This is a genomic window from Acinetobacter sp. CY17 (assembly GCF_059515825.1).
Window position 1 is genome coordinate 62,812 of the sequence record NZ_JCAKMX010000018.1, and the last position, 23,481, is coordinate 86,292.

General features: G+C 41.0%; 20 protein-coding genes and 1 rRNA gene. 10 read left to right on the forward strand and 11 right to left on the reverse strand.

What is annotated here, in order from left to right; all coding sequences use genetic code 11:
• Positions 1-13: 13 nt before the first annotated feature.
• From AC5YCI_RS12450 to AC5YCI_RS12475, 6 genes are all read right to left on the reverse strand, one after another.
• Entirely contained in the window at positions 14-1,690 is a 1,677-nt protein-coding gene (locus tag AC5YCI_RS12450) for a long-chain-fatty-acid--CoA ligase (protein WP_496130138.1), read from the reverse strand.
• A gap of 139 nt (positions 1,691-1,829) precedes the next feature.
• Positions 1,830-4,049 carry a DNA topoisomerase IV subunit A gene (gene parC / locus AC5YCI_RS12455; RefSeq protein ID WP_496130139.1) on the reverse strand — a complete coding sequence of 740 codons (2,220 nt, stop codon included), beginning with the start codon at positions 4,047-4,049 and terminating at the stop codon, positions 1,830-1,832.
• A gap of 125 nt (positions 4,050-4,174) precedes the next feature.
• Positions 4,175-5,494, reverse strand: a complete 1,320-nt coding sequence (gene niaP / locus AC5YCI_RS12460; RefSeq protein WP_496130140.1) for a niacin transporter NiaP — start codon at positions 5,492-5,494, stop codon at positions 4,175-4,177.
• Positions 5,495-5,629: 135 nt separating this feature from the next.
• Complete coding sequence (locus AC5YCI_RS12465; protein WP_496130141.1) at positions 5,630-6,274, reverse strand: trimeric intracellular cation channel family protein; 645 nt, start codon at positions 6,272-6,274, stop codon at positions 5,630-5,632.
• A gap of 63 nt (positions 6,275-6,337) precedes the next feature.
• Positions 6,338-6,802 (reverse strand): YchJ family protein, encoded by a 465-nt coding sequence (locus AC5YCI_RS12470; RefSeq protein ID WP_496130142.1) that lies wholly within the window; start codon positions 6,800-6,802, stop codon positions 6,338-6,340.
• 58 nt (positions 6,803-6,860) lie between these two features.
• A complete protein-coding gene (locus tag AC5YCI_RS12475) occupies positions 6,861-8,429 on the reverse strand; it encodes a TerC family protein (RefSeq protein ID WP_496130143.1) in 1,569 nt (522 codons plus the stop codon).
• A gap of 276 nt (positions 8,430-8,705) precedes the next feature.
• Between AC5YCI_RS12475 and AC5YCI_RS12480 the strand changes: the two genes are divergently transcribed.
• Complete coding sequence (locus AC5YCI_RS12480; RefSeq protein WP_496130144.1) at positions 8,706-9,326, forward strand: LOG family protein; 621 nt, start codon at positions 8,706-8,708, stop codon at positions 9,324-9,326.
• A 46-nt stretch (positions 9,327-9,372) separates the two neighbouring features.
• Here AC5YCI_RS12480 and AC5YCI_RS12485 read toward each other — a convergent pair whose 3' ends face one another.
• Entirely contained in the window at positions 9,373-10,347 is a 975-nt protein-coding gene (locus AC5YCI_RS12485; protein ID WP_496130145.1) for a hypothetical protein, read from the reverse strand.
• A 240-nt stretch (positions 10,348-10,587) separates the two neighbouring features.
• On the opposite strand from AC5YCI_RS12485, the gene mdtD reads away from it, so the two are divergent.
• The 5 genes from mdtD (at position 10,588) to AC5YCI_RS12510 (ending at position 15,708) form a co-directional block, all read left to right on the forward strand.
• Entirely contained in the window at positions 10,588-11,979 is a 1,392-nt protein-coding gene (gene mdtD / locus AC5YCI_RS12490; RefSeq protein ID WP_496130146.1) for a multidrug transporter subunit MdtD, read from the forward strand.
• 40 nt (positions 11,980-12,019) lie between these two features.
• Positions 12,020-12,775: a glycoside hydrolase family 25 protein gene (locus tag AC5YCI_RS12495; protein ID WP_496130147.1), complete on the forward strand. Its 756-nt coding sequence runs from the start codon at positions 12,020-12,022 to the stop codon at positions 12,773-12,775.
• 1 nt (position 12,776) lies between these two features.
• Positions 12,777-13,838 carry a DNA polymerase IV gene (dinB, locus tag AC5YCI_RS12500; protein WP_496175591.1) on the forward strand — a complete coding sequence of 354 codons (1,062 nt, stop codon included), beginning with the start codon at positions 12,777-12,779 and terminating at the stop codon, positions 13,836-13,838.
• A 210-nt stretch (positions 13,839-14,048) separates the two neighbouring features.
• Entirely contained in the window at positions 14,049-15,347 is a 1,299-nt protein-coding gene (gene shiA, locus AC5YCI_RS12505; RefSeq protein ID WP_496130149.1) for a shikimate transporter, read from the forward strand.
• Positions 15,348-15,351: 4 nt separating this feature from the next.
• Entirely contained in the window at positions 15,352-15,708 is a 357-nt protein-coding gene (locus tag AC5YCI_RS12510) for a RidA family protein (protein WP_496130150.1), read from the forward strand.
• Positions 15,709-15,711: 3 nt separating this feature from the next.
• On the opposite strand, the gene AC5YCI_RS12515 is transcribed toward AC5YCI_RS12510, so the two are convergent.
• The 3 genes from AC5YCI_RS12515 to AC5YCI_RS12525 all read right to left on the reverse strand — a co-directional run bounded on the left by AC5YCI_RS12515 (position 15,712) and on the right by AC5YCI_RS12525 (position 20,146).
• The gene (locus AC5YCI_RS12515; RefSeq protein ID WP_496130151.1) at positions 15,712-16,227 is read right to left on the reverse strand and encodes a DUF2726 domain-containing protein; all 516 of its coding nucleotides are present in this window, start codon (positions 16,225-16,227) and stop codon (positions 15,712-15,714) included.
• Between the two features lie 198 nt (positions 16,228-16,425).
• A complete protein-coding gene (locus AC5YCI_RS12520; protein WP_496130152.1) occupies positions 16,426-18,801 on the reverse strand; it encodes a YgiQ family radical SAM protein in 2,376 nt (791 codons plus the stop codon).
• Between the two features lie 145 nt (positions 18,802-18,946).
• Positions 18,947-20,146, reverse strand: a complete 1,200-nt coding sequence (locus AC5YCI_RS12525) for an MFS transporter (protein ID WP_496130153.1) — start codon at positions 20,144-20,146, stop codon at positions 18,947-18,949.
• Positions 20,147-20,480: 334 nt separating this feature from the next.
• Between AC5YCI_RS12525 and AC5YCI_RS12530 the strand changes: the two genes are divergently transcribed.
• The 4 genes from AC5YCI_RS12530 to AC5YCI_RS12545 all read left to right on the forward strand — a co-directional run bounded on the left by AC5YCI_RS12530 (position 20,481) and on the right by AC5YCI_RS12545 (position 23,133).
• The gene (locus tag AC5YCI_RS12530) at positions 20,481-20,840 is read left to right on the forward strand and encodes a roadblock/LC7 domain-containing protein (RefSeq protein WP_496130154.1); all 360 of its coding nucleotides are present in this window, start codon (positions 20,481-20,483) and stop codon (positions 20,838-20,840) included.
• Between the two features lie 63 nt (positions 20,841-20,903).
• Positions 20,904-22,151, forward strand: a complete 1,248-nt coding sequence (locus AC5YCI_RS12535; RefSeq protein ID WP_496130155.1) for a hypothetical protein — start codon at positions 20,904-20,906, stop codon at positions 22,149-22,151.
• Between the two features lie 13 nt (positions 22,152-22,164).
• Positions 22,165-22,701 (forward strand): GTP-binding protein, encoded by a 537-nt coding sequence (locus AC5YCI_RS12540; RefSeq protein ID WP_496130156.1) that lies wholly within the window; start codon positions 22,165-22,167, stop codon positions 22,699-22,701.
• Positions 22,702-22,716: 15 nt separating this feature from the next.
• The gene (locus tag AC5YCI_RS12545) at positions 22,717-23,133 is read left to right on the forward strand and encodes a roadblock/LC7 domain-containing protein (RefSeq protein WP_496130157.1); all 417 of its coding nucleotides are present in this window, start codon (positions 22,717-22,719) and stop codon (positions 23,131-23,133) included.
• 102 nt (positions 23,134-23,235) lie between these two features.
• On the opposite strand, the gene rrf is transcribed toward AC5YCI_RS12545, so the two are convergent.
• A 5S ribosomal RNA gene (gene rrf / locus AC5YCI_RS12550) occupies positions 23,236-23,350 on the reverse strand.
• Positions 23,351-23,481: the final 131 nt, after the last annotated feature.

Below are 23,481 nucleotides of genomic sequence, written 5' to 3' on the forward strand. Positions count from 1 at the left end.
AAGGCGCTTCTTTTTAAGCTGATTTACGTAAATCTTTACGTAGAATTTTACCTACATTGGATTTTGGTAACTCATCCAAAAACTCAACATAACGCGGACGTTTATAGCCAGTTAGATTTTCTTTAGCAAAGGCCAAAACTTCTTCTGTGGTTAAAGACGGATCTTTTTTCACCACAAACAGTTTAGGTACTTCGCCTGATTTTTCATCTGCAACCCCAATGGCTGCTACTTCCAATACTTTTGGATGTTTGGCTACCACTTCTTCAATTTCAGATGGATAAACATTAAATCCAGACACTAAAATCATGTCTTTTTTACGATCGACAATTTTGACATAACCACGATCATTCATAATACCAATATCACCGGTACGGAAGAAACCATTGACCATCACTTTGGCGGTTTCATCTGGACGATTCCAATAGCCTTTCATGACCTGTGGACCACGAATACAAATTTCGCCTTGCTCACCAAGTGCTACTTCATTGCCATCATCATCTAAAATCGCTACTTCAGTTAATGGCAGTGGAATACCAATGGTGCCACTAAACTCATTTGAAGCAGGTGGATTTGCTGTTGCTACAGGTGAGGTCTCAGATAGGCCATAACCTTCAACAATGTTCGTTCCGGTAATCTTTTTCCATGCTTCAGCAGTTGAAGGCAACACTGCCATACCACCACCCATCGCCATTTTTAAACGACTATGATCAAGCTGTTTAAACTCATCATTGTTGACTAAGGCATTAAATAGCGTATTGACCGCAGGGAAAAAGGTCGGTTGGTATTTGCGTAATTCTTTCATCACCGCAGGTAAATCACGCGGATTTGGAATTAACACATTGGCTTGACCTTTATACATGCCATACATGGCACAGACCATAAAGGCAAAAATGTGATACAACGGTAAAGCACAGAAAATACGGTCGTCTGGTGCACCGTCTTGGTTGCCAAATTTACTTTGGAAAATCCCATCACATTGCAGCAAGTTAGCCACTAAATTACGATGAGTCAGTTCCGCACCTTTAGACACACCGGTTGTACCACCCGTGTATTGTAATACCGCCGTATCACTTAAAGTTAGGCTTGGACGCTTATATTGGCTGGCGCTGGCTTTGGCCATCGCTGCGTTAAATTTAACGTGGTTTGGAATCTCCCAAGCTGGAATTTGTTTACGTACTGAACGTAATACAAAGTTGACCAGCGTGCCTTTTAGCATACCTAGCATATCACCCACAGATGCCACGACCACATGCTTAACTGGCGTTTTACCCATAATTTTTTGATAGACATGGGCAAAGTTTTCAATAATCACTAGAACTTCAGCACCAGAGTCATTGAGCTGATGCTCAAGCTCACGGGCGGTATACAATGGATTCACATTCACCAAAACTAAACCCGCACGTAATACTCCAAGTGCAACCACAGGATATTGGAGAACATTTGGCATCATCACCGCAACGCGTGTGCCTTTGGCTAAGTTTAAAGCTTGCAAATACGCAGCAAATTTGCGACTCGCTTCTTCCAACTCGCTAAAGGTTAACGCTTTATCCATAAAAATAAAGGCATCGCGTGAACCAAACTTTTGGAAATTACTTTCAAAAATATCCACTAAGGACGTATTTTCCGCTGGCAATGCAACAGTTTCAGGAATTCCTGTTTTTTGATACTCAGCTAACCAGATCTTTTCCATAATCCCAATTATCTCCAACTCATCTTGTGTCTTTGCTCTTGTTTTCAATGCTGCACTCATTGTTGTACGTGTAATGTGCAGCATTGCTTCCATCTTCACGATTCAAGTATATACGGATATCAGGGACAAAATACCAGCATTATCTTTGAACGAACAGTTTACTGGCTTTCTGATAACCCCGTGGTAACAGTTGCCCTTTTGACGCGCGCTTCGCGACGTATTTCGCCAAGTCGTCGCCTTTAAGCTTGAGCTGCTGTTGCCCTGCAACCACATGAATTACTTCATCTAAATTTAAAAGTAACACAGACAGCAACTGCTCTTGTTGTTCGAGTTGTATCAGTTTATTACCCTTACCTTTGTTGAGAATTGGTAATTCTGCCAGATCAATCACAGCTACTCTACCACCTGAGGTTAATAGCGCAACATGGCTAAACTGCTCAATGGCTTGAATCTCTAACACATGGCTATTTTCTGGCAAACTTAAAAAGGCTTTACCGGCTTTAGCACTGGTATCTAGCTGTTTCGCTTGGGTTTTAAAACCAAAACCTTTACTGCTTAACACCAAAATTTCAGCGTCATCTTCAGCAATAAATACCTGCTTAAAACCCACCCCATTTGCAGGACTGAGTTTTGAACTTAAAGGTTCACCAAAACCACGCGCTGATGGCAATTGGTTAATAGCTAAGGCATAACTACGCCCAGTTTCATCTAAGATATAGGCACGCTGATTAGATTTACCTTGTGCATGACTTAAATATTGATCACCGGCGCGAAAGTTCAGATTTTCGACATCAACCTCATGGCCTTTGGCACAGCGCACCCAACCGGCTTCTGAAATCACGACAGTCACAGGATCTGCTGGCAGCATATCTTGTTCATTAATAGCTGTGGCCTCTTGGCGCTCAACAATTGGCGAACGACGTGCATCACCAAACTTCTTGGCATCTTCTTTAAGCTCACCAATAATTAAATTCTTTAACGAATCTGGATTGGCCAATTGCTCACGAATAACCGTGGCTTTGCCTTCTAAATCCTCTTGCTCGGCGCGAATATTTTGCTCTTCAAGTTTGGCTAAATGACGCAGTTTTAAATCTAAAATGGCATCAGCTTGAATCTCATCAATACCAAATTTTGCCATTAAGATAGCTTTAGGCTGATCTTCTTCACGAATAATGCGAATCACTTCATCCACATTTAAATACGCCACCAACAAACCGCCTAAAATGTGTAGGCGTTTTTCAATTTTGCTTAAATGGTAATTTAAGCGACGCGTCACGGTTGCCTTACGAATTTCAATCCATTCCAGCAAAATACGGCGAATCGATTTGACTTGTGGACGTCCATCGGCACCAATCATATTTAAGTTAACGCGGTAACTTGATTCTAAATCAGTGGTGGCAAATAAATGACTCATCACCGCTTGGGCATCAATACGATTGGAACGCAGTACAATTACAATACGGGTTGGATTTTGATGATCCGATTCATCACGAATATCGCTAACCAATGGCAGTTTTTTGGCCTGCATTTGGTCGGCAATTTGGGTAATGACTTTTGAACCCGATACTTGATAAGGCAGATCAGTAATGATGATTTCATTTTTATCGACCGTATACACGGCGCGTACTTTATAGCTGCCACGACCTGTGGTTTGAATCTTCAGCAAATCTTCAGGCGAAGTGACAATTTCAGCTTTGGTAGGCAAATCTGGTGCAGGAATATATTCTGCGATTTTTTCATCGCTTAGATTTGGATTACGAATTAAAGCAATCGTACCTTTGACCACTTCGCGTAAGTTATGCGGTGGAATGTCGGTTGCCATCCCCACAGCAATCCCCGTAGTACCATTCATTAAAATATTAGGTACACGCGCAGGTAAATTAACCGGTTCTTTCATCGAACTATCAAAGTTATCTTGCCAATCGCAGGTGCCTTGGCCAAGTTCTGACAATAACAAATCACTATATGCCGACAATTTAGCTTCGGTATAACGCATCGCTGCGAAAGATTTTGGATCGTCAGGTGAACCCCAGTTGCCTTGCCCCTCAATAAATGGATAACGATAGCTAAATGGCTGAGCCATCAATACCATCGCTTCATAACAGGCAGAGTCACCATGCGGATGGTATTTACCCAAGACATCACCCACGGTACGCGCAGATTTCTTCGGTTTGCCCGTTGGCTTCAACCCAAGTTCACTCATGGCATACACAATACGGCGTTGTACCGGTTTTAAACCGTCACTAATATGCGGCAATGCACGATCCATAATCACGTACATGGCATAGTTTAAATAAGCTTGTTCGGTAAATTCTGCTACTGAGCGGTTTTCTGTCGCATGATGCGCAAGGCTTGTCATAACAACCTATAGTCCTAAAATCGTGTTTTTGTCTGTTTGAATTATAATGCGATGTCGCAGATGAAACCTAATCAGAAATACATCTGCGACATTTCATGACGCTTATTCAAGCATCTTGTTTTTATTTACTTAGAAATTGATTCTAAAGTACGGCCCTTGGTTTCTTCACCTAAGACCAAAATTACCAATGCCACTGCAACTAATACCGCAGTAAACATCATAAAGACATAACTAAAGCCGTTGTCTTTGACCATTAAGTGCGTCACCACCATAGGCGCAACAATACCGCCAATACGACCAATGGCACCTGCCCAACCTGAGCCAAAGGCACGAATGTTGGTTGGATACTGCTCTGGCGTATAAGTGTATAGCACTCCCCATGCACCTAAGTTAAAGAAGGACAGTAAGCATCCCCACAGCACAATCAAAGCGACACTATCGGCTTGACCAAAGAAATATGCTGAAACTGCACACATGCCAATAAACACCGCAAGTGTTGCTTTACGTCCCCACCATTCCACCAACCATGCTGCAACAATGTAACCCGGAAGCTGGGCTAAAATCATCACCAAGACATATTCAAAGGATTGCACAATGCTATAGCCTTGTTTAACCAACAAGCTTGGCAACCATGTAAAGATACCGTAATAAGAATAGACAATGCCAAACCAAATCAGCCATAGCATTAAAGTACGACGTGCAAACACGCCTGACCACAATTGCTTAAAAGAGATTTCTTTTTGATCAGAAACTTGTTTAACCTCAATCGTTTCAATCACTTCAACACCGCATTTACGCTCAATGCTTTGCACCAAACGATGTGCTTCATCAATACGACCGCGGTTAATTAAATAGGGAATCGATTCAGGCACCATCTTCCAAATCACAATGGCATATAAAGCCGGAATACCACCAATTAAAAAGGCCATATGCCAATCAAATTTTGGGATAACAAAATAAGAGACTAAAGCCGCACACAACCAACCTAAGCCCCAGAAACTCTCAAGCAAGACAATGAAACGACCACGCACATGCGCTGGAATATATTCACTGACCAAAGTAACCGCTACAGGTAATTGCCCGCCTAAACCTAAGCCTACAATAAAACGTAATACCAGTAACCATGTGAGGTTTGGTGCAAAAGCACAGGCTGCAGTTGCTAAACTATAAATAACCAAAGTGGTGGCAAATACAGTTTTACGCCCAATACGGTCTGCCATAGCGCCAGAGCACACTGCACCAATGGCCATTCCCACAAAGCCAATGGATACCACCCAACCTTTTTCGGTTGGGGTCATGGCCCAGTCTTCAGACATTTTAGCTAAAATAAAGGAAATTAGACCGGTATCCATGGCATCGAACATCCAGCCCAATCCGATGACCCATAGCAAGGTGTAGTGGAACTTACCAATCGGTAAGCGTTGAATCCGAGAGACTAAATCCATAACAAGATCTCTGATTTGGTGAAAGGAAGCATGCTGCTTTCACAACAGGATTTATGATTTTGCCTTTTGTTATACGCCATATTGCTCAAAATATCTGCAATTTTTTAATCAGGTCAGCCTTTATTGTTAAGTCATTTATGAAGCATCTTTAGAAGATGCTGATTGCTCGTCATCTTCTTTGTAAATGAATTTTGGCATTTCTAGCCCAAAGTAAATCGCGATACAACGCAGTGAAAAACCAAATACTAAAGTGGCAATTACAGTTAATTCCAGCGATAAACCTATCTTTAAACATAACCAATAACAAATGACCGCCACAAAAGAAATACTGGCATACAGCTCACGGCGAAAGACTAAAGGCACGTCATTACATAAAATATCGCGTAAAATCCCCCCAGAGACACCCGTCAGTACCCCTGCAACGGCTGAGACCACAAAACCATGCCCCATCTCAAGGGCAATTTGACAGCCAATAATGGTAAAGCCAATTAGACCTAAGGCATCTAAGAGTAAGAACACTGAACGTAAATGGCGCATCCATTTGGCAATCATAATGGTAAAAAATGCCGCAGCGCAGGTCAGAACCAAATATTCAGGATGCTTCACCCAAGTTAAGGGATAATGGCCAAGTAATACGTCACGCACCGAACCGCCCCCTAAAGCGGTCACACAGGCAATAATCACCACACCAAACCAATCCATACTACGCCGACCTGCCGACAACGCACCGGTCATCGCTTCAGCCGTAATCGCAATAATATAAATAACGGTAAGTAACATCGCCTGAAATCCATCATATCGGCTAATTCGTGCGCGCTATTCTAAGCCAAATTGTCAAAAAAGTTACAAAAATTGTGCACAACATTGCTTAAATTTTTTAGCCGAGCCACAAACGCAGGGCTGCTTCATGCTAGGGAAAATTTCATTGGTCGGATCTAAGAAATACCACAGTCCCTCATGTTTCACAAAATGCGAAACTTCGTGATGCACTTGTGCTTGTTTACCATCATGATAATGCGCTTTAAATTCTACTTGCGCATGGTTTTTATCAAGCTTTTCTTGTGCTTGCACCACTTCAAGTTTCAGCCATTGATTGGCCTTGCTCCAATCGGCAATGGCTGCTACATCCAAATGCTGTTGCTGTAATAACGCAGTAGTTTTGACAATATAGTCAATCTGCTGTTTGGCAAAAGCGCTATAACGTGAACGCATCAGTTGCTCAGCACTTTGCGCCACGCTTTGACCTAAATGTAAAGGCTGACAGCAACTGCTGTAATCGGGGTTACCACATGGGCATGCATTAGACATAAGTTAAAAAAATAGCTCGACAATGCGAGCTATTTTAACCTGATTCTAAGCCCAAGGCTTAAATGTTGGCTTGTGGATTTTGGATAATATGCACTTTCTCGATTTTATGGCCATCCATCGTAACAACTTCAAAGATATGCTCATCCGCTTTGAGTTTTTCACCATTTTCTGGCAAGCGTCCCAAATGAAATAAGATATAGCCAGACAAGGTTGAATATTCTTCTGCTTCATCCACCAAATCACGCCCTAATAATAACGATACGTGACGGATATCAGTTGAGCCATCTAGCATTAAAGTGCCATCTTCTAAGCTTTCTGCTGCACTTTCCAACTCATCTTCATCTGGAAATTCACCGGCAATGGCTTCTAAAACATCAATCGGTGTGGCAATGCCTTCAATTGAGCCATATTCATTTAACACAATCGCCATTTGTAGTGGCGCTTGGCGTAGCTGTTCCATCACCATCAACACTTGCGCATTTTCGTGCACAATCACCGGTTCACGCAGATGTTTTTCAAAATCCAGTACACCTGTTTCCACATATTCATTCAGGACTTTATGGGTCAATACTACACCCGCAATGTTGTCGAGTTCACCATGTGCCACAATTAAGCGTGAATGCGTAATACTGAGTAACTGCGCTTTGATCTCGGCAGGACTGGCATCTAAGTCTAACCATTCAAGTTCAGGTCGCGGCGTCATTACTGATTTTACCGGACGTTCCGATAAACCAAGCACCCCTTGTACCATCACGCTATGATAAACGCCATTTTGCTCAGCAAAGACCTCATCAGCAAAAGCACGGGTGGCTAACACATCAGGATTATGTGAACTCTCAACTTTTTTACCGCCTAACATTCGCATTACCGCCGACGCAGTGCGATAACGTAAATCGGTGGTGGTCACTAATTTTTCTTGGTTACGACGCATCAGTTGATTTAAAAACTCAATCAAGACTGAGAAGCCAATTGCAGCGTATAGATAGCCTTTTGGAATATGGAAACCAAAGCCTTCTACCAATAATGAGAAACCAATCATCATTAAAAAGCATAGGCATAAAATCACTACCGTTGGATTTCTATTGACAAAGTCCATTAAGGCTTTGGATGCCCACAACATAATGATCATGGCAATAATCACTGCCAACATCATCACGGATAATTCTTTGACCATGCCAACCGCAGTAATCACACTATCGAGTGAGAAGACCGCATCTAACACCACAATCTGCACAATTACCATCCAAAAGACGGCATGGACTGGATTTTCTTCTTTTTGAATGGGCTTGCTCTCGAGGCGCTCACGCAATTCCATGGTGCCTTTAAACAGCAAAAATATCCCACCAAAGAGCATAATCAGATCACGTCCTGAGAAGGCATGTCCAAAAATAGAAAATAAAGGTGCGGTGAGCGTAACGACCCATGCAATAGAGGCAAGTAAGATGAGGCGCATGCCTAAAGCGAGCATTAAACCTAAAATACGCGCTGCATTACGTTGTTCTGGCGGCAATTTTTCTGCCAGAATGGCAATAAAGACTAGGTTATCAATACCCAAAACAATTTCTAGAATAATTAAAGTTGCCAGACCAACCCATGCTGCAGGATCTGACATCCATTCAAAAATCATGGCTGACGCTCCTGCAAGTTGACCCTATTATTATGCTGATTAAAAAAATAATAATTTATTTTCTCGGAGCGATACCAATCACTACCACTACTCATATTGGTTGCTGTGTTGTTAAACAGAATTTCAGTATAGGCAAGATTTAGCTGAAATTCATCTTTTTTATCACAGGGTGATTTTAGTCGCGATTTTGTATCTAAATCTGCGTTTTCGATAAATTGTCATATTTATTGCATAAGCTAGAGTGAACAATAAGAAGATGCTAAGGTGAATAAAAAGATGAATAGCGAAGTAAAAATGCCACAACAATTAAATCCTCTCACTATACAAACCACTCAACCTCTCATTGCCTTATATTGCGGCTCACGCGTGGGCAATAACCCCATTTATTTACGCACCGCGATTGATTTAGCTCAAGGACTGGCTCAACACGGCTTTGGCTTGGTTTATGGGGGTGCCAGTATTGGCTTAATGGGTCAGGTCGCCGATAGCATGATTGAACACGGCGGTGAAGCTGTGGGGGTTATTCCTGAATTTATGCTCGATTATGAACGCGCTCATAACTACTTAACTGAATTACACGTCGTTAAAAGCATGCATGAACGTAAAGCCCTTATGGCTGAACGTGCCAGTGCCTTTGTTGCACTGCCTGGGGGTTTAGGTACTTTTGAAGAAATTTTAGAAGTAGCCACTTGGGGGCAACTGAATCAGCATCAAAAACCCATGATGCTGTATAACGTAAATGGCTTTTATGATCATTTAATTGCCCAGCTCGACCATGCGGTATTAGAAGGCTTTTTACCACCTCAACATCGGGCTAAATTGATTGTTTGTGAAGATGTTCAACAGATTTATAGTGTATTAAATAACTTATCTACGCCACACAATGTAGCCATCTAGGCACAAAAAAAGCGAGCATGAAGCTCGCTTCTTTGATGAAGAACAGTTAAGACGCTAATGCCGTTACGGTGTTATAGAACCATGGCAAAGTTGTCGCTAAGATAACCGACATCGCTAAACCAAACATCAGTTTCATGGCATCTTTACTCACATTGCGTGAAGTACGACGCTTACCTACAGCTTGAATCAACATCGAGATCGCAAATTCACGACCGGCAAGTAAACCCAAGAATACCCATGTGGTACTCATTGGAATATTACTCCACTCTTTGAAGATCAATAAAATAATCGCATAGATAAAGTCAACAATGGTTGCAGCACGCACATCATTGACATCTGTTTTGGTATCAACAATCTTCTGAATCGCACCACCACGTTGGTACAGAATCACGCCCAGCAACACCACAAAGACCACAATCGCAAACATCAAAAATTCAAATGGCACTTGACGTGGCACATAAACAAAGATGTTAGCTAAATCTTGAATCAGCCATTGGCTCCACAAGAATGCTGTCGATAACCACTGTAGCACCACCCATTTAGTTGAGTGCTCTTGATCTTTGGTTTGGTTAAAGTACACCGTCATTCTGTTGGCAACAAAACGGTAGATGATTAAGGCAGTAATAAAAGCAACCGCATAACCCATCATAGACTTCACCATCATCGAACCTAGACTCGATGGTGAGAAAATGGTGAGCACCAAGAATGTGGTACTGACTGGAATACCATATTTGGTTAATAACAATAATAAAACCGGCGGTACAATATACAGCCAAGTAATGCCACCCTCAGGGAAGGGAATGGTTTCAAGTCGGCCATAAGAGGCATCGCCTACACCAGAGGCATACCAACCGTACATGAGAACCGCAATCAGGATACTGCTGACAAAGATCCACAGTACCCACCAAGGGCGATGGGAGTTAGATGAAAGGAATGTACCTAAGGTTTGTGGTACATCGTTTCCGACAATGGAGTAGGCCGCTAAACAGAAGCCAATGACCATTAAGATTTCAATCGTCATAACAAGAAATTGCTAGATCATAAATGTATTGCGATCTTATGGCGTTTTTATGACAATTTCATGAACTTTTAGCCCAATTGCAGATTTAAATGCGTTAATCCTAGATAAAATCATGAAAAACAATGTGAATCTCTTAAGAAAATATTGTCACAAGAAATAGCAATCGGCTGCGCTTTATTACAGTTTTGATTAAGATGTTGGATTACACTACAGCAAAAATACTCAGACCCCATATCTGCTATGACCCAAGCTCCTGTTCATCAAGCCCTACAACCACAATTTCGTCTGTTGGTGCTGTTGGTGTCTATTGGCTTTTTTATGCAGGGTTTGGATACCACCATTATTAATACTGCTTTACCTAATATTGCTAGCCACTTACAGCAAGACCCTTTGCAAATGCATAGCGTGGTGGTGGCCTATGTATTATCGGTGGCGGCCTGTATTCCTTTAAGTGGCTGGTTGGCGGATCGCTTTGGAGTGCGCAATATTTATTTTGCCGCCATTGTGATTTTTACTCTTGCCTCTTTAGGCTGTGCTTTTTCAAATAGCTTGACTGAACTGATTTTTTATCGCGTCTTGCAAGGCTTAGGCGGTGCACTACTCATGCCAGTGGGTCGTTTAGCCATGCTTAAAATTATTCCACGTAATCAGTTTTTATCGGCCATGAGTCTCATGAGTTTAGCGGGTTTACTCGGCCCGCTAATGGGCCCAACCTTGGGGGGTTGGATGGTCGAGCATGCTTCATGGCAATGGATTTTTTTAATTAATTTGCCCATGGGTGTGTTAGGCGCATGGATGACTTATAAAGTGATGCCTAATGTTACAGAAAATCAGGTTAAACGCTTTGACTTTAGCGGTTTTTTGATGCTGTTTGTGGCCATGGTAGGCTTATCACTCGGGATCGAAAACTTTGCGAACCCTGAAAAATCTTTATATTTTTCTTTAGGCCTAGTTGGGTTAAGTTTAGCTGCCATGGCTGCATATGCCTATCATGCACATAGTCATCAAAATGCCTTGTTTCGTAGTCAGTTATTTGCCAATCGCATATTTACTATTGGTATTTTAGGCAATAGTTTTGCCCGTTTGGGTGGCAATGCAATTCCCTTTATTTTACCGCTGATGCTGCAAGTGGCGTTTGGTTTTGATGCCTTTACTACAGGCTTATTGATGATTCCGACGGTACTCGGATCACTGGCTTCCAAACCAATGATTCGTAAACTGATTCAATGGCTTGGCTATCGTCGCTTTTTACTTATTAATACTTTATTGGTTGGCGCCTGTATTGCCAGTTTTGCTTTAACTACAGCTGATATGCCGCTTTGGTTACGTGCATTACATTTCTTTATTTTTGGTCTGCTCAATTCGTTGCAGTTTGTTGCCATGAACACCCTCACTTTAAAAGATTTATCGCAACAAAACGCCAGTAGTGGCAATAGTTTTTTATCCATGATTATGATGCTGGCCATGAGTATTGGCGTGGCGTTGGCAGGTACTTTAATCAATCTGTTTACTGCCTATTTAGGTACAGCTCAAATTGAACAAGCTTTTCATTTGAGTCTGATTTGTTTGGGCCTGATTAATATTATTGCAGCGGCAATTTTTTGGCAGATTCCTAAAAACACCGCCGTATAGTGGAGTATGATATTTTGATCTTTGATTTAGGTGAACGCTTATGCCACGCTCTTCGCTTCATGCCAAGCCATTGGTTTGGATAGTTGGGGCATTCGCACTTGTCGCTTTAGTCAGCCTTTTCATCTATATTTTTGTTTTTCAACAAGCTAAAACTCAGGCTGCAGAATTTCCGATTCAAGGCTTTGACGTTTCCCACCATCAACACAACATTCAGTGGCAAAAAATTTCACCGCAAAAATATCAATTTGTCTATTTAAAAGCCACTGAAGGTGGCGATTTTAGTGATCGTCAATTTCAGCAGAATTGGCTTCAAGCCCGCGAACAGGGCTTGCATGTAGGTGCCTATCATTTCTACCGTTTATGCCGCGATGGCAAGACTCAAGCACAACATTTTATAGCCACTGTGCCTAAAAAATCCGATGCGCTTCCCCCAGTGATAGATTTAGAATATGACAGCAAATGCATTAATCACTACACTCAAGAACAACTGCTGCAAGAAATTCAAGTAATGCATGATCAGCTGTATCAGCATTATGAAAAACAACCCATTTTTTATACCTCTAAAGCTTTTTACAATATTGTTTTAGCTGGACATTTTTCCAATACGCCACTATGGGTGCGTGAATATAAAGGCTTGCCGGATTTAAAAGGTCAACCTCAATGGCTATTTTGGCAACATAGTCACACGGGTAAAATTGCCGGTATTTCTACTCCAGTTGATCTCAACGTATTTTATGGTAATGCCCAAGATTGGCAGAATTTTTTAATTCAAAATCAGGTAATTGAAGCCCCTTAACATGAGCTTACGCAAAATTATCCATATTGATATGGATGCCTTTTACGCCTCGGTTGAACTGCGTAAACGTCCAGATTTGCTTGATTTACCTGTGGTGATTGCTTCCCATCATCCACGGGCGGTAATTGCTGCCGCTTCTTATCCAGCGAGACAATTTGGTTTACACTCAGCAATGCCCATGAGCCAAGCCAAAAAACTATGTCCTCAAGTGATTGTGCTTGAACCTAACTTTACCGAATACCGTGCTGTATCCGCACAAATTCATCAAATTTTTCAAAAATATACTTCAATTATTGAACCACTTTCTTTAGATGAAGCCTATTTAGATGTCACGGAAAATTTACAAGGGTTGGCCAGTGCCACCGCAGTAGCAGAAGCGATTCGTGCCGAGATTTATCAAACCACACAACTGACTGCTTCAGCAGGGGTTGCACCCAATAAATTCTTGGCCAAAATCGCCTCTGATTGGCATAAACCCAATGGTATGTGTGTGATCAAACCGCATCAAGTGCAGAATTTTATTCAAGATTTAGCCTTAAACAAAATTCCTGGTGTAGGACAGGTTACGCAAGAAAAACTCCGAGCGCTTGGCTTCAAAACTTTAGGTGACTTACAACCTATTGCGGAAAATGTGCTCATTCAGCATTTTGGCAAATATGGTCAACAGCTATTTTTATATGCTCAAGGTATTGATAATCGCCCCGTACAAGCGCAGCGTGAACGACAGCAAATTTCCAAAGAAACCACTTTTGAGCACAATCTAAACCTTGAGCAATGCCAAGCACATTGGCCGCAACTGATCCAAGATATCTGGAACAGCTTAACTGAAAAAAATTTAACCGCACGTGGGATGAGTATCAAGCTTAAACTACCGCATTTTCAGGTATTAGAACACAGTAAAAGTTTTAAACAGCCTTTTCAGAATATAACTGAACTTTCTCAAGCACTTGAACAACTCATTAAAGAAATGCAAATCCAACCCTCACTGCGTTTTCGCTTGATTGGTATAGGGGTCTATCAACTGCAAAAATCTGATGAGCAAACCCAACTGAATTTATGGTAATGCACAAAAAAACAGCATCAAGCACATTTTTTAACAAATAGTGATTCCATTTTAGCCAATTTAGGTTAATCTAATTGGGCAATGCATTACCCATGTATGTGCTGAGATGCTGAAAATCACCTTTATTTTTGGCACACTGTCCTGTGATTGGCGCGACGATCAATCCGAATATTGCAGGGCATCTCTGATAATAACTGGGTTCCCTCCTTTATGCATTCTGCATCTTCAAGCTCTATTTCACCTGAACAACGTGCACGTAAAGCTGCGCTGTCTAGCTTTGTTGGCGCTGTGGTGGATTGGTATGACTTTTTGCTCTATGGCATTGTTGCCGCACTGATTTTTAAAGATCAATTTTTTCCTAGTATTGGCGAAAATATGGGTACGCTGGCCGCTTTAGCGACCTTTGGCGTGGGCTTCTTATTCCGTCCATTGGGTGGTGTAGTCTTTGGGCATTTTGGCGACAAACTCGGTCGTAAAAAAATGCTGGTCCTGACTGTTATTCTGATGGGTGTAGCTACTGTAGGCATTGGCTTATTACCTAATTTTGCTGCCATTGGTTGGTGGGCGCCAGTTCTACTGGTGACTTTACGTGCTATTCAAGGGTTTGCTGTGGGGGGTGAATGGGGCGGCGCCGCCTTAATGGCCGTCGAAAATGCACCTCAAGGAAAGAAAGCGCTGTATAGCAGTGGTGTGCAAGTGGGCTATGGAGTTGGCTTGGTACTCGCAACTGGCGCAGTCTCACTGATTATTGCTACCCTTGGTGAACAAGCCTTTATGGACTGGGCTTGGCGTATTCCCTTTATTGCAAGCATCGTATTAATTGCTGTAGCCATGTGGATTCGTCGTGACCAAGAAGAATCACAAGAGTTTGTTGAAAAAGTCGTACATGCACAGCAAGAACCAAAAAAATTACCTATATTACAAGCCATTAAGAATCATCCTAAAGCCTTCTTTTATATTATTGCTTTACGTTTGACTGAGCTTCTGACCATGTATTTGGTGACTAATTTTGCCTTAAACTATTCCACCAACAACTTAGGTATGGATAAACAATTTTTCCTGAATATCACCTTAATGGTGGGCGCGATGAGTTGTTTCAGTATTCCTTTTTTTGCTTGGATTTCTGACAAAATTCAACATAAAACCATGTGCGTTTGGGGTGGTATCATTGGTGCGCTGTCTGCCTTTCCATTTTTTATGGCACTTGATGCACAAAATACTTGGCTAATTGTAATCGGGGCAATTTTACTGGCTAACGTGGCGCATGATATGGTGGTCAGCGTGCATCAACCGATTTTCACGGCGCTGTTTGGTACCGAATATCGCTACAGTGGCGCAGGCGTAGGCTATCAAGTTGCCAGCATTATTGGTGGTGGCTTTACCCCAATGATTGCTGCCTCTTTAGTCATTTGGGGCAATGGTTCTTGGCATTATGTGGCTATTTATCTTGCAATTGGGTGTTTGCTCACTACACTTGTAGCAGCAACGATGCCTAAATCACAGGAATAAAATCATGGCAGTACAACGTTTACATGTTTCACAGCGTTTCTCTGAAATTGCAATCTCAGGACAATTGGTGCATTTAGCAGGACAACTTGCCAATGACACTAGCTTAGATATTCGTGGACAAACTCAGCAAACTTTAGATATCATCGATCAATTTTTAGCAGATGCAGGTACAGATAAATCCCATATTATGTCTGTGACTATTTATCTTAAAGATATCGAACAAGATTATGACGCGTTTAACGAAATTTGGGATGCTTGGGTTGCTGATATACAAGCACTACCTCGCACCTGTGTAGAAGCCAAGATGTATCAGCCTGATGTTTTGGTTGAAATGACCGTCGTTGCAGTAAAACCTGAATAAAATCTACATCGGGGCATGGCTCAACTGATAGCGTTTGTCCCGATGCTGCGTTTCAAACTGCTGATCATGCAAAATATGCGCATTTAAAAAATCACGCTTGAGTTCACTGAGCTCGGGTAAATACGGATAGCGCAATACTTTGTACCCTGCCATTTTTAATAGATCATCTTGATATTGGGCATTCTTGAGACGCTTTAAACCGTGCATTTCATTTAAGCCCACCACAGCAATAATATGATGATGTTGATCAAGTAAAACAAAATCGGCCACCATATTACGGTATTTATATCGCGTTCTTGGATATTTGGTGGTGAGTAAAGCATCAAAAGATACCTGTGCCAAAATATGTTGTTCAGGTAACAATGTTTTTAAGCGACTATAAATCAATTGCTGTTGCGGACTAAAGATCGCACGTTGTTTTAAGACACTGTCACTGGGGCGATGAGTTAGCGCAATCTGATTGAGCAATAGCCCTAAGCATCCTAGGACAAGAATGCCAATCAGTATATACATCCACATTTCTATTTCCCTAATTGTTATATTTTATTCTTTTGTGGGACTCAGACCAAAATCTGAGTTGGATACAATTCCTTTGTATGCTCACCAATTTAGCTACTTTTTAACCCGCTCACAAGACGTTTTTCACCACAAAAGCTGTAATTCCGATAAAACAGTCATTAAAAAAGGACGCCTCAGCGTCCTTTTTTAATTATGCGATTAAGCACGTGATTTAGGTTTAGATTTAGCCTTTGGCTTGCCACTAAATGGCTTTTTACTATCGCCTGTTTCACGTGGTGGTAAACCCGTGTGTTGGGTTAAGATTTGCCCACGTTCAGGACGCTTCTTGGTATTTGAAGGACGTGACTGCGTATTACGTTTAGCTGAATCGCCTGCCACACTTGAGTTCTTCTTACGTGCTGATTTGTATTCACCTTCAACACTTGCAGGCTGATAGGTTGGAATCAAATGCTGTTTTGAGTTACCAATTAAATCTTGGCGCCCCATTTCACGTAAAGCATCACGTAGCATTGGCCAGTTATTTGGATCATGGTAACGTAAGAATGCTTTATGCAGACGACGACGTTTTTCACCTTTTACAATGTCAACTTGCTCGGTATAACGCGCCACTTTTGCAAGCGGGTTTTTACCGGTGTAGTACATGGTGGTTGCTGTTGCCATTGGTGATGGGTAGAAAGTCTGTACTTGGTCAGCACGGAAACCATTCTTCTTCAACCAAATCGCAAGGTTCATCATGTCATAGTCGGTCGTACCCGGATGTGCTGCAATAAAGTAAGGAATAAGGTACTGTTCTTTACCAGCTTCTTTACTAAAGCGATCAAACATTTGCTTAAAGCGGTCGTAAGTCCCAATCCCCGGCTTCATCATTTTATTGAGTGGGCCTTTTTCAGTATGCTCAGGCGCAATCTTTAAATAACCACCCACGTGATGGGTCACAAGTTCTTTAACATATTCAGGGTTTAAAACCGCTAAATCATAACGTAAACCTGAACCAATTAAGATTTTTTTAATGCCCGGTAAGCTACGTGCTTTACGATACAACTGCGTTAACGGCGCATGATCAGTATGTAAGTTTTGACATACACCTGGGAATACACACGACGGTTTACGACAGTTTTTTTCAATTTCAGGATCTTTACAGGCCAAACGGTACATGTTGGCAGTAGGACCACCTAAATCCGAAATAATACCGGTGAATCCAGGTGCAGTATCACGAATCTTTTCCACTTCACGTAAAATTGATTCTTCAGAACGGTTTTGAATAATACGCCCTTCATGTTCTGTAATTGAACAGAAGGTACAACCCCCAAAGCAACCCCGCATGATGTTCACCGAGAACTTGATCATATCAAAAGCTGGGAAACGTGCATTGCCATAAGCTGGATGTGGTAAACGTGCATAAGGCAAGTCAAAAACATAGTCCATTTCTTCAGTGGTCAATGGAATTGGTGGTGGATTCAACCATACATCACGTTCGCCATGTTTTTGTACCATGGCACGTGCATTACCTGGATTAGTCTCTAAATGCAAAATTCGGTTGGCATGCGCATATAAAACAGGGTCAGTTGACACTTCTTCATAGGCTGGTAAACGAATTACAGCCAATTCACGTGCTGGCAACTTATGTTTAATGGCTTTTGAAGATGGCTGTAACTGTACAATCTGGGTGTTTTCATCCAAATTATCGCCTTCATGCACAATTGGATTGGCCACAACTTCTTTTTGGAAACCTTGATATTGGCTTAGGTCTTTGCCCTGCTCAATTTCACAGCCTTCTAAATCTTCAGTCATCACATAAGGGTTGATGATTGGATCAACACGACCGACCGTATCAACATCATTAGAGGCAATTTCAACAAATTTTGCTTTAGAAGCACGGTTATGCTTATTAATAATAAATGCTGTACCACGAACGTCTGTGATTTCGTGAATTTTCTCACCGCGTGCTAAACGATGCATGACCTCAGTGATCGAGCGCTCACCGTTACCATACATCAAAAGATCAGCTTTAGAGTCCATCAACACCGAACGACGGACTTTATCTGACCAATAATCATAATGCGCAATACGACGTAGCGAAGCTTCAATCCCCCCTAATAGTACAGGCACATCAGGATACGCTTCACGTACACGTTGGCAATATACAGTTGCCGCACGGTCTGGGCGTTTATTTGGTTGATTATCAGGAGAATATGCATCATCAGAACGGATTTTACGGTCTGCGGTATAACGGTTAATCATGGAATCCATGTTACCTGCTGTTACACCCCACGCAATATTGGGCTTGCCCAAGACACGGAATGCTTCAACATCTGTCCAGTCTGGCTGCGCAATAATACCCACACGGAAGCCTTGTGCCTCTAAGGTACGACCAATAATGCCCGAACAGAATGATGGATGATCGATATAAGCATCACCGCACACTAAAATAAAATCACATGAGTCCCAACCGAGTTGATCCATTTCCTCGCGTGACATCGGCAAAAATGGCGCAGGTTCAAAACAAGACGCCCAATATTTGTCGTAATCAAACAACGCGGTTGGCGCTGTCTGCATGGTATAAGCAGTAGACATGGCTAGCAATTCTCGGCTGGCAGATGATAGGAGATCTAAAAATAAGATCAAAGATGAAAGCCGAGCATTTTACCACGAATTAGCCAAGATTTGCTTGATTATAATTTATACAAAACCCTGCAATTAATTCCTGGGTCGTTTAATTCTACTGAGGGGCTTTTAATTGCCAAGCAATCGCCACGCCCAGAATTAACAGACTTGACACACCTACAATTAAACCCAGCCAACCTGCTGTTTCCCACAGCATGCCACTACTGCTTCCCAAAATACTTGAACCCATATAATAGCTAAACAAATACAGCGATGAACCTACTGCTCGATACTGTAAAGCCTGTACTGCCACCCAGCTACTGGTAATAGAGTGTGCTGCAAAAAAGGCAAAGCTAAATAAAAGCAACCCCAACAGTAAAATCCACAAAGATTCACTCAACATTAAACTTACCCCCACTAACATCAGCAGCAACATCATGGGTAGCACCCGATCACGGCCAAACTGATTACCCCACTGAGCAGCACGCGGTGAACTATAAATGCCAGCCAAGTAGGTTAATGACAACACACCGATCCACACTTGCGATAAATAAAATGGTGCTTGCAGTAAGTGATAACTCATATAATTAAAAACACTGACAAAACACCCCATGAGGATAAAACCTTGCAAAAATAGCAACCTTAACTTCTGATCTGCAAAGCTGTTTTGAATCGAGCGACTAAAGCGCTGCCATTGCATAGGGTAAGGGGTAAAATGCTTAGAGTTTGGCAGTAAATAATAGAAACTTATCGCAATGCCCAAATTAATCACCGCAATCAGCAATGTCGTGCTTTGCCATGAAATAAAATCAACCAGTACTCCGGCAATTAAACGGCCACTCATTCCCCCAATCGCAGTGCCTGAGATATATAGGCCCATCGCTAAGCCTACATCTTTTTCTGCAATTTCTTCGCCAATATAGGTCATGGCAACTGCGGCGACACCGCTCACCGCCAATCCAATGAAAACTCGACTGGCTAAGAAAAATGTCCAATACGGTAAAATAGCACTTAACATTAACAAAAATGCTGCTGCAAATAAGCCACTGAGCATTAATGGTTTACGGCCAAAGCGGTCAGAGAGCAAACCACTCAACAATAAGCCAAGGGCAAGGGCAACTGTAGAAAATGAAAGTGGGAAACTACTCTGTGTTGCAGAAACGATAAAAAAATCTGCCAAAAGTGGCATCATAGGTTGCACACAGTACAAAGAAGAAAAAATTGCAAAGCCAGCCAAAAATAAAGCATATAACACTGCTCTAAATGCAGGACTACCATACTCAATATAAGAACTGCATACGTGCTGCTGCGACATAGAATCTCCCTAAACTGTATGGAATATAGGTCCGTTTCAATTAAGCTACAGTTTTGATACAAAAACACCGAGTGCTGTCGCATTGAGTTTTTTTATTAATATGTGATACATACATCACATAATTACTTAGATAATGCTAAGTCTATTTAAAAATTCTCTTATTTTTTATTAACTTATAAAAATTAAAGCCACAAGCCTTTTTCAATACTCAGAGATATTTACATTGATAAATATGAGAAAAATGCTAGATTAGAGCAAACGATGATCATAGATCTAAACAAGATTTTTATGATAGCACGTAGATTTAGATAAAAAATTTCTTAAGGGGAAAATCATGGCAAAAGTTACTCTAGATAGCTTGAGCGAGATCGACGGTTTTGTTGCAGCAGCGTTAGTAGACAGCGAAAGTGGTCTAGCACTTGCCACTAAAAATACATCTAATATTGATTTAGAATTGGCAGCAGCAGGTAACACAGAAGTGGTACGTGCTAAACGCAAGGTTGCTAAAGCACTCAGTCTTGACGATACTATTGAAGATATTTTAATTACTTTGAGTAAGCAATATCATTTGATCCGTCCACTTGAATCCAATGACAGCTTATTCTTATATCTTGTTTTAGACCGTTCTAAAGCTAATCTTGCTATGGCACGTCATGAACTTAAAGGTTTTGAACGCGAACTTGATTTTTCTTGATTCGCTTAAAGTGAAGCAAACTTAAGTTTGCTTCACCTCTCCTCCCTGTCACATAGGCTTATCGTGAACAAGCAACTTAATATTTCTGTCTTTGGTTTAAAACTCACTACAATCGATGAACTCAAACGTATTATCGAACGTCTTTTACCTAAAGAGTACAGTGTCAATTGGACTAATATTAATGATGCCACTTTAGATATATTGCTCATTAGTCATTTATTTTATGACTTGCCTAACATTGTTACTATTCGTCAGCGCCCGAATTTAAAAACCCTTAAAATTGCTCATGATCCGCTGATACAAAGCCAAGTGATTCAAAGTACTTTTTATCTACCAATTGAAGAAAAAGCTCTTAGCTTTTGGTTTGAACAACATATTTTAGGTCAAAGCAGCAAGTCTCATTCATCCTTAGCTCATCTTGATCAAATCACTGATCAGCTACAACAATCGCTGCCCTCTAGCCAACCACAACACCATAAAGTAGATGAACTGTTTAAACAGTTACAAAGCACTCAAGCTGTCGATGAAATTCAAAATACGCCTATAGCAACAACACCACACAGTCATTATCCAATTCAAGAAAATATTGTACTTAAAAAAACGAATAAAGCTCCTGATTTTCAAGAAGAAATTAAAAAAGCCTCACAGCAGATAATTGAACCCGCTTTTGTACCAACGCCAAGTGTACTTACAGGGGCTTTATTTTATGAAAGCATTCACTATAAATACTTTGAAAACTTGCAACAAAAACTATGGAACAGCACAGATTATCGTCAATGTATTTTAATTGCCGGCGATACCAAAATTGCCTTAATTGATAAGCCCAATAATCAATTTTGGTTAGCCAATGGTTTGACCACAGTTGGACAAAGTAGTATTCATATACAACATGCAGATTTAAATAACGTCGTGCGTTTTTGTCATAAGAATAAAGCTTATGATCTACAATATGGTCTATGGAATTTTGTGTGGCAAAATGTGGGGACCCTAGTACCGAGCTATACGGGTTATTATCGTCTAAAATATTGGCCTCAACCGCTACAACACAAAGACCAAAAAGATATTTTCAAAATTGCTGCCTACTTACAACATGGCGCACATTTAGATTATATTCATGAACATTCAGGTATTCCTTTAACGTTCATTTATCGCTTTATATTCACTGGTTTAGTCAGTGACAGCATAGAAGCCATTACTGAGCAACAAGCTGACCCTCGTTTCAAAAGAATTACAACAAGCGCACCCATTGAACAACCCACCTCTGCATTACGTAATTTTTTTGGAAAATTGCGTAAGAAACTAGGTTTATAACAAGGTTATCTACATGATTCTACAACAATATAAAATTGTATTTGCAGGCGCTATGGGTGCAGGTAAAAGTGCAGCAATTAAAACCATTTCACAAATTGAAGTACTGAGTACCGAAGCTGTTAATACTGATCTTGCCGCCCATCAAAAAAGCTTAACCACCGTAGGTATCGATTATGGTGAAATTTCACTTGAAGATGATATTAAAGTCGGTCTGTATGGTACACCTGGTCAAGAACGCTTTAACTTTATGTGGGGGGTCATCTGTAAAGGAGCTTTAGGTACCATTTTGCTAATCGATCATACTCAAAAGGATCCAATTGAAGCCTTAGAACAATATCTGAGTACCTTCCAAACAATGAGTGATAATATCATTATCGGTATCACCCATATTGACGAAAAAACTCCACATAGCACATCTATTTATCGTCATTGGCAACAGCAACAACCTCATAAATATCCATTATTTTTCGTAGATGCACGTGTTAAAGAAGATGTTTTATTAATGGTGGATGCATTGATCGCCAATGCTGAGGTAAATTTTGTTCATTAAAAAGATTGAATCATTATGCTAGTACAACGTTCAGCACCAGATTACTTAATCAGTTTTGCACATGAAAAGCTAACTACAATTCTAAATGAAGTGAATGGCTTAGAGTATGTCATGCTATGTTCAACTGATGGCTTTGAATTAAGCTCAGTACATAAAAAAAATGTAAAGAATTCCAGTAAGTTAGCTGCAATCAGCAGTTCAATTTTAGCGATGGTGCAGGCCTTTTTGGGTGAAATCAATCTAAATGGTTGTCAAAGTATTACTTTGGATGCAGAAAATGGAAAAGCCTTGATCAGTGCTATACCAAATCAGAAGTATCCAATGCTAATAGTAGCCATTACCAGTAAAGATGTGATGCTAGGACATCTCTTAATCGAAGTTAAAAAATGCAGCCAAGAAATTGCAGAAGCTGATCAAAGCAATAGCCATTAAATTAAAAGCCCAATCGGGCTTTTTTTACATTTATAAATGGTAATTTTTTTATAGGCGAAAAAAAATCCCCCGATCAACGATCGAGGGATTTTTAGAATAATGAGCTGGCGATGACTTACTCTCACATGGGTAACCCCACACTACCATCAGCGCTAAGAGGTTTCACTTCTGAGTTCGGGAAGGGATCAGGTGGTTCACTCTTGCTATTGTCGCCAGCACAACTTGGATGCTTACTCATCAGGTCTTACAAATGCCTAACTTTCGTCAAATGAGTTATTAACAGGATATATCTGAGTCGTCTATTTTGTTCGTTAGCGTTAACTAAATCAAGTTGTTTGTAGTGATTTT